The sequence below is a fragment of the Cobetia sp. SIMBA_158 genome (assembly GCF_046566945.1).
Taxonomy (GTDB): Bacteria; Pseudomonadota; Gammaproteobacteria; order Pseudomonadales; family Halomonadaceae; genus Cobetia; species Cobetia amphilecti.
In genome coordinates this window covers 271,053-284,015 of the sequence record NZ_JAWJYL010000002.1, presented here as the reverse complement: position 1 = coordinate 284,015, position 12,963 = coordinate 271,053, and the positions used below count along the sequence as shown (strand labels likewise).

General features: G+C 60.3%; 10 protein-coding genes. All 10 read right to left on the bottom strand.

Translation table 11 applies throughout. The annotated features are described in order from the left end of the window. Positions 1-9: 9 nt before the first annotated feature. The gene (gene aldA / locus R2R70_RS05210) at positions 10-1,467 is read right to left on the bottom strand and encodes an aldehyde dehydrogenase (protein ID WP_410977463.1); all 1,458 of its coding nucleotides are present in this window, start codon (positions 1,465-1,467) and stop codon (positions 10-12) included. 12 nt (positions 1,468-1,479) lie between these two features. After that, entirely contained in the window at positions 1,480-2,784 is a 1,305-nt protein-coding gene (locus R2R70_RS05205) for an NAD(P)/FAD-dependent oxidoreductase (protein ID WP_216060848.1), read from the bottom strand. 316 nt (positions 2,785-3,100) lie between these two features. Beyond that, positions 3,101-3,970 (bottom strand): DUF4437 domain-containing protein, encoded by an 870-nt coding sequence (locus R2R70_RS05200; RefSeq protein ID WP_410977462.1) that lies wholly within the window; start codon positions 3,968-3,970, stop codon positions 3,101-3,103. 414 nt (positions 3,971-4,384) lie between these two features. Continuing rightward, on the bottom strand, positions 4,385-5,692 hold the full coding sequence (locus R2R70_RS05195) for a TRAP transporter large permease (protein ID WP_054557135.1): 1,308 nt from the start codon (positions 5,690-5,692) through the stop codon (positions 4,385-4,387). After that, complete coding sequence (locus R2R70_RS05190; RefSeq protein WP_410977461.1) at positions 5,689-6,306, bottom strand: TRAP transporter small permease; 618 nt, start codon at positions 6,304-6,306, stop codon at positions 5,689-5,691. Before R2R70_RS05190 ends, R2R70_RS05195 begins: the two co-directional genes overlap by 4 nt. Positions 6,307-6,425: 119 nt before the next feature. Then, positions 6,426-7,550: a TRAP transporter substrate-binding protein gene (locus R2R70_RS05185; RefSeq protein WP_410977460.1), complete on the bottom strand. Its 1,125-nt coding sequence runs from the start codon at positions 7,548-7,550 to the stop codon at positions 6,426-6,428. Between the two features lie 166 nt (positions 7,551-7,716). Continuing rightward, positions 7,717-8,859 (bottom strand): LacI family DNA-binding transcriptional regulator, encoded by a 1,143-nt coding sequence (locus R2R70_RS05180; RefSeq protein WP_410977459.1) that lies wholly within the window; start codon positions 8,857-8,859, stop codon positions 7,717-7,719. Positions 8,860-9,004: 145 nt separating this feature from the next. Then, complete coding sequence (locus R2R70_RS05175; RefSeq protein ID WP_410977572.1) at positions 9,005-10,018, bottom strand: 2-hydroxyacid dehydrogenase; 1,014 nt, start codon at positions 10,016-10,018, stop codon at positions 9,005-9,007. A gap of 100 nt (positions 10,019-10,118) precedes the next feature. Next, the gene (locus R2R70_RS05170) at positions 10,119-11,144 is read right to left on the bottom strand and encodes a sugar kinase (RefSeq protein ID WP_410977571.1); all 1,026 of its coding nucleotides are present in this window, start codon (positions 11,142-11,144) and stop codon (positions 10,119-10,121) included. A gap of 198 nt (positions 11,145-11,342) precedes the next feature. Then, a complete protein-coding gene (locus R2R70_RS05165; protein WP_107334522.1) occupies positions 11,343-12,935 on the bottom strand; it encodes an aldehyde dehydrogenase (NADP(+)) in 1,593 nt (530 codons plus the stop codon). Between the last annotated feature and the right edge of the window lie 28 nt (positions 12,936-12,963).

Sequence of the window (12,963 nt, the reverse complement as noted above, 5' to 3'; positions counted from 1 at the left end):
GTTCGAGAATCAATTTCCCTGAAGGGTGCTACGATGGCGAGATTGCCAATATGTCACTTGTGTCTCCATATAGTCGTACAAACCGTGTTTACCATCTGTTCCTCCTATCCCTGATTGCCGGCGCCCTGCATGATATCCTTGCATGGTCTCGATGTTCTCACGATTGACATATACCTCACCAAACGCAAGATTCTCACATGCATATCCTATTTCATTGATGTCATCAGAGTAGACTGAAGAGGACAAGCCATATCTTGAGTCATTGGCCAGGTGAACTGCTTGCAATATATCATCCACGATCATGACAGGAAGTACTGGTCCGAATATCTCTTCTTGCATGATTGCCATGGAATTATCTTCTACGACGAGCAGAGTTGGTTGGTAATGAGCGCCATTCGTCTTCACTGAACGTGATCCACCACATAGTAGTTGTGCGCCATCTGCGATGGAGTCATTTACCATTTTCTCTATCTTTTCGAGCGCATTGAAGTTGATCAACGGCCCCATCTCTACCATCTGATCTTCGATGGAATCGCCAAAGGTCGTCTCTTTGAAGGCCTGGGTCAATTTACCCAGAAAATCATCTGCAATGGCTCGTTCTACATATACTCGTTCTACGCAGATACAAGTCTGGCCTGCATTTATGATTTTGGAATCTTTTATGGCTTGCACTGCAAGATCAATATCTGCTTTTCTTGAAACAATGGCGGGAGCTTTTCCTCCTAGCTCAAGGTTGACCTTTGTTATGTTCTGAGAACATGAGGCCATGATCTTCTTTCCTGTTTCAACACTACCTGTAAAACTGATCATGCCGACTTCAGGTTGCTTGCAAAGGTGGTCGCCTGCAAGGCCATCGCCATAGATAATATTGCAGACACCCGGAGGAATTCCGATCTTGTGCAATATATGTGCAAATATATCGCAACAGTCAGGTGTTTCTTCACTTGGCTTTATGATTAGGGTATTGCCCGAAAGAAGAGCAGGGGCAAATTTACGCACTATCATGAAGAAGGGGAAGTTCCAGGGCAGTATGGCACCTACGACCCCGATCGGCTTTCTGCTAAGGTAAAGTGTTTCACCTTCTCTGTCGCTTTCCAGAACTTCACCTTCGATGCGTCGTGCCCACCCAGCAACGTAGAGCAAGTATTGTGCAGCACCTGCGACTTCAGCATTAGCCTGGGGAAGTGTCTTGCCTTGTTCCTTGACAAGCTGGAGAGCGATAACTTCCTGTTGACGCATCACTTCTTCAGCTATGAGGAGGAGGTATTCAGCACGCTTTGTCGTTTTCAGGCGAGCCCACTCAGGTTGTGCATCCTGAGCTGCCATGATGGCCATTCTGACATCATGCTCGTTGCTATTGTGAAAGACACTGATGATGTCTTGTGTGTTGGGGTCAATATTCTTCAGTGAATTTTTTTCACGGTAGTCAGTGAAGCTTGAATTGATATAGTTGTGTATTTTTCTCATGTCATGATCCCTTCAGGCAACGCCAGATATCTTGATATCCCAACGGTCACGTGTTTCTAGGTAGGGTATTACTAGCCCGATGGCGAGTGACTTCGCATCGGAGAAGCGGTACCGCGGAAGATCAGTTGTGGGAATGTCCAAATCTTTTGAGGCTTTCCCCAGCACTCTTTGTGCCATGACTCTACCCATCGTACTGCCCATTGCGACGCCACGACCATTGAATCCAAGTCCTGCAAGAATTCCTGGGGCTGGCTCATGAAGGTGAGGCAGCAGGTCGGGAGTAAAAGCAACACGCCCTCCCCAGAAGTATTCAATGTCATTTTCTGAAATACTGGGGTAGACAGTCTTGAATGCAGTAATCAATCGTCGCTTGTCGGAAGCTAGAGAGCACTCCGGAGTCCTCCCGAGACTGCCGAGAAGGATACGGTTGCGATTGTCTCGTCGTGAGTAGTAAATGACACGTCGCGTATCAGCGATCGTATGGCCTTCGGGCAATATCTTCTTATATTGTTCATTTGAAAGTGGTTTGGTTGCTGCTTGCAAGCTGACAAGGGGAATGAATGTCTTGTTCAATCCTGCTAGTACATTATCCGTATAGCCATTGGTGCAGAAGAGTACCCAATCACTGAGAACGCTGCCATCATGGAAGTTGACACGCCATTTATTTCCTTCAGGCACGACGCTTGTGACTCGTGTGTTTCCATGAATTTTGCCACCCATGGAAGATATTTTCTTGGCCATGCTACGGCAATAGGATAGCGGATGAATACAGCCAGCCGACTTTGTCAAAGTTCCAATCCGATAGGAGTTGGAACCTGATAGGCGAAGGAGTTCTTCTGTATCAATCATCTCGATATCCAGGCCTTCACGTGCCCACCCCTGCTGCATGGAGTGCAGGCTTTTCTCTGCCTTTCGGCAGTGCGCTGCTCTTATCCATCCTTTTTGAACAGGCTCACAGTCAAGGTTATTGCTCTTGATGACTGAAAAGAGTTCGTCAGCGGAGTTGATATAGGCCTGTGACAAGCGTGTGCCGAAGACATCACCGAGCTTGCTTCTCATCTGATCGGGTGTTTCGTGTGCCATTGGATTGACTTGGCCGCCCGTTCTTCCTGATGCTCCAAAGCCGGGCTCCTGGCTGTCCAGAATCATGACATTGGTGCCTTGGCTGACAAGTTCAAACCCGGCTCGTAGCCCCGTGAAGCCGGCACCGATAATGGTGACATCCGCTTGATGATGATCATGAAGCGCAGGATATTCCGTTCTTTCGATTGCTGTCTGGCTCCATAGAGAGATGCCAGGCTTCGAAGAGTTCGTCATGAATTTTTCCTGTTGTTGATATTATGTTTCGAGCATATCAACACGTTCTTGCCGTCTGCCATTCACCTCTTTACGCTGTTTTAAGCAGTTGAGCTGAATATTTTTCGCACATCAATATCTTCAGGAGGTGATGGGGCATTATCCAACAATATTCGTCGAGGGCATTATCCTGATGTCATCATGTTGATGAAGGCTGGAAGGAGATGGTTGGCTGTGATGCGGCAGACACTCACCCTGTTTGAATACAAACGGCCACCCATGGGTGGCCGTTGTCGTTGCCGCAGATAGGCGCGCCAAGCCGCGCATGGCTCAATTTTCACTCCTCGACGATGTCGAAATCACCATTGGTGCGCACGTAGAGCAGAGTCTCGCCGTCGGCGCCGGTGGTGATGTCATGGGTGATCTCGCCCTGAGAGCCGAAGTAGCTGCCAGTCGCCAGGCTCTGGCTGTCGTCCTTGCCTTCGGTCTCGTGGGTCAGGTCGCCCTTGATGACCACGGCGCGGAATTCGTCAGCGTGGCTTTCGATCTCGCCGGAGAAGTCGGCCGGCAGTTTCACCAGGCGGCCGCTCAGCTGGCCGACGTCCGGGTTGCCCCACAGGAAGGCGGTCTTCGGGCCTTGCTCGGCGTCGTCGCTGCCCGGCAGGTTGATCCAGCGGATGTCATTGGCATCCAGCCACACCATGTTGTTCTCTGCGACATTCAGCGGCTCTTCATCGTTGTGGAAGGCCTCGGATTCCGGCTGTACCAGGTAGGGCCCTTCATTGATCTCGATGTAGGCCATGTTGACCTTGTCTCTGGCCGCGGTGATGTGCGATTCCCCTGACGGCTGGATCCAGAACGAGCCTGCGGGCAGCCACTGCTCATCGGCGTTCTTGTCATCGTTGTGGACCTCGCCCTGGATGACCACGCCACGGTAGGTGATGTTGTGGATGTGAGGCGGTGAGGAGAAGCCTTCGTTGAACTTCACCAGGAAGCCTGAAGCGCCATCCTTGGTGCGGTCGCCCCACAGGTCGCCGGCCGCCGGGCTCTGGTCACCGCGCAGCGGATTCAGGTAGCCCCAGTCGATGTCGGACTGCTGGACGACTTCACTGGACGGTGTGGGCGTGGAGTGGTCATCGGCGTGGGCGGTCATGCTGGCGAAGGCGACCGAGAGGCCGAGAAGAGCAAGAGAGAAGGGACGTTTCATGGTGGCTGCCTGTCTGGTCATGGGAAGAAGGGGGACAATGCCGATGCGCTGGCAATCGACGCAGTGAATCTTGGAACGGGCAGGCGGCGGGATATAGCGGCAGATGGCGTAAAGACTTTCAATCAAAGCATGATAATCAGCCGTTCATCTTGGGCGTGTTATCGGCGCAAAGGCTCAAGACGATGCCATGACCTGTGGCGTGGCGCTCACCCTGAGTTGCGGAGGATTCTTCGACGGATCACGACGTTGGCGCGCTTTTGGGGCGGGTTCGTGCCGCTAGTGCGGCCCGGCCCGCTGGGATGAGGCGGGCAGGAATGAGCCGCTAGGGGAGGCAGAGAGGTATGCGAGGACGAGAAGTTGGCAGTTCCGGACATTCCTCAAACAGTTTTCGGAATGTCCGGATAGTGCGCCGGGTCAGACGAAGTCAGGGGCGATGAGGCGCGGAATGGTCAGCACGAATTCCGGGAACAGGATCATCAACAGGATCACGGCCAGCATCACGCCAAGATACAGCATGGTGGTCGCCATGGCCTTGAGCAGAGGAATGCCGCCTATCTTGGCGGATATCATCAAACACAGGCCGTAGGGCGGCGTGATCAGGCCCAGCCCCAGCGCCATCACGCCGATGACACCGAACTGCACGGGGTGCACACCTGCCGACATCGCCAGCGGATAGAAGATGGGCGCCATGATCGCCATCGCGGGCAGGGCATCCATGAAGGTGCCGATCACCAGCAGCACGATGGTCATCACGATCAACAGCACCGTAGGGTCAGTGATGCTGACGCCCGCCATCAGCTTGGGCGGAATCTGATAGAAGCTGATCAGATAGCCGAAGATGGCCGCGCCCACCAGGCTGAACAGCGACAGCGAGCACAGCCTGACGGTGTCGGTGGAAGCATTGAGCAACTTGGTGAGATCCAGCTCGCGATAGACCACGAAGCCCAGCGCCAGCGCATAGACCACCGCGATCACCGCGGCCTCGGTGGGGGTCACGATGCCCAGGGTGATGCCACCGATGATGACGATCGGAATCCCGGCGGCCAGCAGGCCATCCTTGCCGGAGCTGGCCAGCTCCTTGAGGGTGGCGCGCTTGCGCACCGGCACATCATAGCGGCGGACATAGCGGGTATTGAGCAGCAGCTGAGCCACGCCGATCATCACGCCGGGCAGGATACCGCCCAGAAACAGGCCGGCGATCGAGGTATTGGTCAGTGCGCCCCACACGATCATGTTGATCGACGGCGGGATGATGGTGCCCATCACGGAGGAGGCCGCGGTGACCGCGACGGCGAAGCTGACCGGATAGCCTTCGCGTTTCATGGCCGGAATCAGCACCGTGCCCACGCCGGCACTGTCGGCGGTGGAGGAGCCGGACACCCCGGCAAACAGCATGCTGACCAGCACATTGACGTGGGCCAGCGCGCCACGGAAGTGGCCGACTAGGCGCATGCACAGCGTGATCAGACGATCGGTGATCCTGGCGGCATTCATCAGGTTGCCGGCCAGCAGGAACAGCGGCACGGCCAGCAGCACGAAGGAATCCATGCCGTTGTACATGCGCTGGAACATGATCCAGTAGGTCAGGCGCGGGTCGAGCAGAATCAGTGTCGTCGCCGTCAGCACCAGCGCCATGGCGATGGGGATGCCGATCACGATCAACACGCCCAGCACGCCGAACAGCAGCCAGGGCATCAGGTAGAGCCAGTCCATCGGCATCATGACAGGGGCCTCCGATCAGTCGCGCCATGCGCATGGCTGGCGATGGCGGGAGACAGAACCGCTGCCGTCCCCTCCGGTATTGCCAGCGCTTCCGCCTCGTTGGGCGTATTGAGCGCCTTCTCCATGGCCTGCATGCCGTGCAGCCAGGCATGCAGCAGCCGTTGCAGACTGAACAGCACGATGAAGATGCCGCTGACGGTGAACACCGAGTAGACGTAGATCATCGACAGTCCCGAGGCCATCGCACTGCGGCGTAGACCGGAAAGGGCGAAGTCCTTGCCGTGCACGATGAACAGTACCCCCAGCAACAGGCAGGCGAGATCACGGATCCAGCGCGTGACGAGATCGGCACGGCTGCCACGCGCAAAGGCTTCCAGCACGAAGTGATCGGCGTGCAGCACCCCGACCGCAGTGCCCAGCATCACCATCCACTGGAAGGCGAAGCGGCTGAATTCCTCGGTCCAGAACAGGCGAGGCAGGAAGGCCAGATTGCGACTGGCGATCTGATAGATGATGAAGACGATGAAGCTTGCCAGCAGCGCCAGCAAGACGAGATAGAGCAGACGTTCGAGCGTCCGGTTCAGGCGCGAAAGCCCTGAGAGCACAGGATGCATGGCACTGTCCTCAAGAAGAGTGCGAGGGGGGGAGGAGCTCGACGCAAGGCGGCGAGATCATTCAAGCCAACCTGAAGGCGGGGCAGCCAGACGCTGAAGGGCTGCCCCTCAGGCGTGACTTACTTGACCGCACGCACCTTGTCGTAGATTTCCTTGAGGCCCATCTCGGCGATCACTTCCTTGAGTGGCTCGGCCACGATTTCCTGCATGCGCTCACGGTCGATCTCATGCAGCTTGGCGCCCTGCTTCTCGAGCTCGGCGAGGGCGTCCGCATCCTGCTCGAGCTGCACCTTGCGGGCATAGGCCGCCGCGTCATGGGCCGACTCCATCAGGGTCTTCTGCTGCTGCTCATCCAGATTGTCCCAGGACATCTTGGACATGGTCAGCAGGCGCACGGTGATGTCGTGCTCGGACAGCGCGATGTTGGGCGCGACTTCGTGGAAGCGCATGCGCAGGGTCCATTCCGGCTCGTTGAGCAGCCCGTGGATCGCGCCCAGCTGGATGGCGGTGTAGATCTCCTTCCAGGCCACCACGCTCGGTTCGACCCCGAGTGCCTGCCAGGCGACGATCAGCGGCTTGGTCGGGTTGGTACGCAGCTTGAGGCCCTTGAGGTCATCGAGTGAGGTGACCTCGCGCGAGCTGACGATATGCCGCTTGCCGCCCCCGAAGTAGGCCAGAACTTTCACATCGGTCTCGTCACTGATCTTCTGGGCGATCTCCTGGCCGACATCGCCATCCAGCACCTTCTGCCAGTGATCGACATCGCGATACAGGAAGGGAATCGTGAACACGTTGGCGGTGGGCGAGAAGTCGGTGATCAGCCCCGGGCTGACGATGGACATGTCCAGCGCGCCGGCCATCTGTTGCTCGAACATCTCGGTCTCATGGCCCAGCACCGAGTTGCCCATGATGGTCATGGTGATGTCGCCATCGGTCTTCTCGGCGAGCAGGTCGCGCAGCCGCTCGGCGCCGAGTTGATAGGCGGTATCTTCGGTGCCGGCGTGGCCGAAGCGCAGCTCCATCGCCTGGGCACTGGCCGAGACACCGAGCGTGGCACCCAGCAGGGTGCCGGTGGTGGCCGCGACGGCCAGGCTCTTGCTTAGCCCTTTGCCTAGCCCTTTGCTTAGCCGGGCGCTCAAACGGGAGCCCAGAGGTGAGCGCTGGGAGGGAGAGGTGGGAATAGAGGTAGAGGTGGAGATAGAGCGAGAGAGAGAGGCATTGGTTGGATTGATCCAATTCAGCATGATGGCGTTTTCCTTGGCGTTGTTTGTTGTTGTGCCTTGTATCTTCTGGTCTTGCCGTCTTGCGCTTGCCAGACCGACAGTCTCCAGACTGCCGGTCCATGCTCGGGTGCTGCGCGGCTTGTCGATGCTCTCCAGGCATGACGTGCCGTTCAGCTGAAGCTTGGTATCACTCCTTCGGGGGCGTCGCGACGCTGGCGTCGTCAGGACTCCCGCAGGAGCGGCGTATCTTGAGTTCCGGCGGCATGATGACGCTCTCTCGCTCGCCGCCGGGATTGGCAATCCGGCGCAAGGCCAGGCGCGCCGCCTGTTCCCCGATGGCGTAGGGGTGCGTGGCGATACTGGTCAGGGGCGGGTCGCCCAGCTCGGCTTCCTCGACGTCATCGGTGCCGATCACGGCGCAGTCGCGGCCGGGCTCGAGCCCCATTTGGCGCAGGCCCAGCATGGCGCCGAAGGCCACCAGGTCGTTATGGCAGACCACCGCCGTCGGGCGCGGGCTTTCTTGCATCAGACTCTTGATCAATTCATGGCCGACGCGTCGGGTCACGCCATTGCCGCGTACCAGACGGCGATAGGCCAGGCCGTGGCGATCCAGCGCGGCCTGATAGCCCAGCCAACGGTCATGGCTGACTGAGTGATCCGCGCCGCCGATGAAGGCGATGCGCTGATGGCCCAGGCCGACGAGATGATTGACGGCCATCTCGGCCACGCGCCGAAAATCGGTGCCGGCGTAATCGAAAGGCGGCGCGTCCAGATAGCGCATCACCTGGATGCAGGGCATGCCCCAGTCGGCCAGTTGATGGATCAGGTTGGGGTCTGTGTGTTCGGCGGGGCACAGCAGCAGGCCATCGACGCGATGTTCACGCATGCGCTCGATGAAGCGTTGCTGGCGCTCGGGGGAATCCTCGCTGTTGGCGAGAAATGACACATAGCCTTCCTGATGCAGGGCGGCATCGATGCCCGCGACCATGGAGCCGAAGAAGGGGTTGGCGATGTCATAGACCACCACGCCCAGGGTGGCGGTGCGGCTGCCACGCATGGCGGCGGCGCCACGGTTGTAGACATAGCCCAGTGCCTTGATGGAGGCTTGGACCTTCTCGCGGGTGCGCTTCGCCACCAGCGGGCTTTCGCGCAGCACCAGCGAGACCGTGCTGCGCGAGACCTTGGCGTGGGCCGCGATATCCTGGAGCGTGATGCTGCTCGAGGCGCCCGGGGTTGAATGGCCCTGTGATAACGAGGCCTGCGATGACGAGGCCTGTGATGACGGGTCGGCATCTTCCCGTGCAGGGGGTGGCGTGATGGGCGCTTTCATGGCGTCGTTCCTGGGCGTTTTCTTGTTGTCATCCCAAGCCTGGGCTGGGGCGCTGGCGTTTTGGATTGTTCCAATTCCTTGTCGTCAGCATAGAGCAATCCCTCGGCTATCCCTTCAGCACTTTGGTCTGGCAGGCGTGCCCGTGCTAGCGGCGCGTCCAGTGGGCTTCATTGACCGTGCTCAAGGGGGATTCGCTTGCCAGCGCCAACAGCAGGTTGTCCAGCGCACGCTGCGCCATGGCGCGTCGGGTCTCATGGGTCGCCGAGCCGATATGCGGCAGCGCCACGACTTGAGGCAGGCGCGTCAGCGGCGAGCTTGCCGGCAGCGGTTCCTGCTCGAAGACATCCAGCCCCGCCCCGCGAATGCCGCCGCGCTCGAGACACTCGATCAAGGCGCCTTCATCGATGACGCGCCCGCGGGCGATGTTGATCAGAAAGGCGCTGGCGGGCATCAACTCCAGCTCGCGCTTGCCGATCAGGCGTTCGGTCTGCTCGCTGAGCGGGACGGTGACGCACACGAAGTCGCTGGTCTTGAGCAGTGAGTCCAGTTCGACGCGGGTCGCGCCAAGCTCGCTTTCCAGCTCAGGCTTGAGAGAGGCGTTCGAGTACTGGATGCGCATGTTGAAGCCGAGCGCGCCGCGCCGTGCGATCGCCGCGCCGATGCGCCCCATGCCGATCATGCCTAGCGTCTTGCCGTGCACATCCGTGCCGAAGTGGGACGGTGTGAGGCTCTCTGTCCATTGGCCATCGCGAACCTTGCAGGCCAGCTCCACCGCGCGCCGCGCCGTGGCCATGATCAACAGGAAGCCGGTGTCCGCCGTGGTCTCGGTCAGCACATCCGGGGTATTGCACAACAGGATGCCGCGCGTGTTCATCGCCGCCAGCGGGTAGTTGTCATAGCCCACCGAGACCGAGCAGATCACCCGCAGGTTGGGGGCGGCGTCCAGCAGCGCTGACGTGATCACATGACCTGAGCTGATCAGGCCGTGGGCATCGCGCAGGGTATCGCGCAGCGCGTCTTCCCGCGCCTGTGCGGACAGACCCTCAGGCAACACCACGACATCATGATGCTCGCGCAGGGTGCTCATCTGGTCATCGTCGAGTGCCTTGAGCACGACGACCTTGCGGCGGGGTAGGGGGTTGGCCGCATCGCTGGCCATCTGGCTGGCTCCCTGTGGCGAGTAGTGCTGTGCGTGCATGGAGGTCTCCTTGAGTTCATGAGCGTTCGACAGGCGCGGATCGACAGGATTGGATCGCGGCTCAGGACACGAGACTGGCGGCCTCTCCGTTCTCGATCGCCGTGAGTGTCTGGCGATCCGGCAGGCCCTCCATGTCACCGCGCACCTGCACCGCGCGACTGCCCAGCAGGTTAGCGCGAATCATGGCAGCTTCAGGTGACAGTCCATCGAGCAAGGCGCTGATGGCACCCACCGCAAAGGCATCGCCGGCACCGACGGTATCGACGACCTGGTCGACGCGCTGGCCGGGGACACTGAAGGCGGCTTCCTGGCCACCGATCAGCCCACGGTAATAGCTGCCCTCGGGGCCGAGCTTGATGATGACGGCCTTGGCACCTTGTTCGAGGTAGTGGCCCGCGATGGCCTCGGGGGTCTTGTGGCCCGTCAGACGTTCGCCTTCCGCCAGTCCCGGCAGTACCCAGTCAGCGCGGCTTGCCAGCTTATTGAGGGTGTCGCGCATCTCACGCTCGCTCGACCACAGGGTGGGGCGCAGATTGGGGTCGAACGAGATGCTGGCGCCTGAGGCGCGGGCCTGCTCGAAGAGGTGGAAGGACAGCTCGCGGCAGCTGGGGGAGATGGCCGGCGGAATGCCTGTGGCATGCAGGTGGCGCAGGGCGCTGAAATCGATGCCATCGGCATCGCGTGCATTCATGCGGCTGGCGGCGCTGCCCTGGCGGAAGTACTCGACGTGGGGGTCTTCGCCCTGACTGGCGCGCGCCTTGAACATCAGGCCGGTGGGCGCTTCGCTGTCCCGAGTCAGATGGCGACAGTCCAGGCCATTGTCTTGCAGGGTCTGGCGCAGATAGCACCCGAGACTGTCGTCACCCACGCGGCTCAGCCAGCCGACATGAAAGCCCAGGCGGGCGAGGCCGATGGCGACGTTGGTGTCGGCCCCGGCGATACGGCGCTCGTAATGTGAGACGTGCGCAAGATCTCCCTCGCTCTCGGCGACCAGCATGGCCATGGCTTCGCCAAAGGCGAGGATTTCCAGTGGCGAGGAAGAAGTGAAAGAGGTGGGCGTCGAAGACGCGCTGGCTTGCTCAGACATCATGGCGTGTCCTTTGTCTTGGAGACATTCCTTGTATTTGTCAGGCATGACGGCGCGGCTGGCGAAGCCGCGCCGTCATGGTAGTGCTGCACCGATAGTGCTGCGCCGTCTTGCTGGTCGCGTGTCACTTGTTGCGTACTGATTGTCGCGTACTGATTGTCGCGTACCAGTTGCCGACAGACTCAGTGCTGGCGCGACTCAGTGCTGGCGCTTGCCGTCCACCAGGCGTGGCAGGTCGGCGCTGTCACGCAGGGTCGGGCTCAGCAGTGCTTCGGGCAGGTCCTGGTAGCACACCGGACGCAGGAAGCGTTCGATCGCCGCGCTGCCCACCGAGGTGGTGCGGCTGTCGGAGGTGGCAGGCCAGGGGCCGCCGTGGACCATCGCCTGACAGACCTCGACACCGGTTGGCCAGCCATTGGCGAGAATGCGGCCCGCGCGGCGCTCCAGTACCGGCATCAGGCTGCGCGCGGCATCGATATCGGCATCGTCCAGATGCAGGGTGGCGGTCAGCTGGCCTTCCAGGTGCTCGCAGACCGCACGCATCTCGTCCAGATCGCGACAGGCGATGACCAGCGAGCTGGCGCCGAAGACTTCTTCCTGCAATGCGGCTTCACTCAGGAAGTCGCTGCCAGTGGTGCGGAACAGCGCGGTCTGACACGGGCTTGCGTTATCGCCATCCAGCGCACCGCGCGCCACTTCCTGTACCTGGGGCAGGGCGGAAAGCTTCTCCACGCCACCGCGGTAGGCGTCATGAATGCCTGGCGTCAGCATCGTCTGGCAGGCACTGGCCGCGACGTTGTCGGCGGCGGTGTTGAGGAAGCGCTCCAGCGCCTCACCTTCCAGCGCCAGCACCAGCCCCGGATTGGTGCAGAACTGGCCGGCACCCATGTTGAGCGAGGCGATGAAGGCCTGTCCCAGCGCTTCGGCGCGAGCTTCCAGCGCGGCCGGCATCAGCAGCACCGGGTTGATGCTGCTCATCTCGGCGTAGACCGGAATCGGTTGCGGGCGGGCTTGAGCCGTCTTGAGCAGCGCCGTGCCGCCACTGCGCGAGCCGGTGAAGCCCACGGCCTGAATGCGCGGGTCATTGACCAGTGCCTGGCCCAGGGTGTTGCCGCTGCCGTAGAGCAGCGAGAAGACGCCTTCCGGCAGGTTGCAGCGCTTCACGGCACGCTGGATGGCGCCGCCGACCAGCTCGGATGTGCCCGGGTGAGCGGAATGCGCCTTGACGATGACCGGGCAGCCCGCCGCGAGGGCCGAGGCGGTATCGCCACCGGCCACCGAGAAGGCCAGCGGGAAGTTGCTGGCCCCGAATACCGCCACAGGGCCGAGACCGATACGCCGCTGACGCAGGTCGGCACGTGGCATCGGGCTGCGTTCCGGCATGGCCGGGTCGATGCGCACATCCAGCCATTCCCCTGCGCGTACGACACCGGCGAACAGACGCAGCTGACCGCAGGTGCGTCCGCGTTCACCTTCCAGACGTGCACGCGGCAGGCCGGTTTCCTGAAGGGCGCGTTCGGTGATCTGCTCGCCGATAGCCTCGATTTCCTCGGCGATGGTCTCGAGGAAGCCGGCGCGGGTCTCGGCGTCCGTCTCCCGGAAGCTGTCGAAGGCGTCATGTGCCAATTGGCAAGCCAGCTCCACCTCGCGGGAACCACCGGCCGGATAGCCGGGGGCCAGTCGTTCGCCATTGGCAGGATTGATGGCATGAACCGTCTTGCCGTCAGCCAGCAGGCTCTGCTGGCCGATGAGCTGATGGCCGCGCAGTGTCGTCTGATCGGAAGGTGACATGAGGCGTCTCTCTTTTCGTTGGGCGTGC

Excerpts from the sequence above, each read along its gene's own strand:
- R2R70_RS05190 (WP_410977461.1), bottom strand. The coding sequence starts at position 6,306 with ATGCATCCTGTGCTCTCAGGGCTTTCGCGCCTGAACCGGACGCTCGAA.
- R2R70_RS05175 (WP_410977572.1), bottom strand. The coding sequence starts at position 10,018 with ATGGCCAGCGATGCGGCCAACCCCCTACCCCGCCGCAAGGTCGTCGTG.
- R2R70_RS05195 (WP_054557135.1), bottom strand. The coding sequence starts at position 5,692 with ATGATGCCGATGGACTGGCTCTACCTGATGCCCTGGCTGCTGTTCGGC.
- R2R70_RS05165 (WP_107334522.1), bottom strand. The coding sequence starts at position 12,935 with ATGTCACCTTCCGATCAGACGACACTGCGCGGCCATCAGCTCATCGGC.
- R2R70_RS05180 (WP_410977459.1), bottom strand. The coding sequence starts at position 8,859 with ATGAAAGCGCCCATCACGCCACCCCCTGCACGGGAAGATGCCGACCCG.
- R2R70_RS05200 (WP_410977462.1), bottom strand. The coding sequence starts at position 3,970 with ATGAAACGTCCCTTCTCTCTTGCTCTTCTCGGCCTCTCGGTCGCCTTC.
- R2R70_RS05170 (WP_410977571.1), bottom strand. The coding sequence starts at position 11,144 with ATGTCTGAGCAAGCCAGCGCGTCTTCGACGCCCACCTCTTTCACTTCT.
- R2R70_RS05185 (WP_410977460.1), bottom strand. The coding sequence starts at position 7,550 with ATGCTGAATTGGATCAATCCAACCAATGCCTCTCTCTCTCGCTCTATC.
- R2R70_RS05205 (WP_216060848.1), bottom strand. The coding sequence starts at position 2,784 with ATGACGAACTCTTCGAAGCCTGGCATCTCTCTATGGAGCCAGACAGCA.
- aldA (WP_410977463.1), bottom strand. The coding sequence starts at position 1,467 with ATGAGAAAAATACACAACTATATCAATTCAAGCTTCACTGACTACCGT.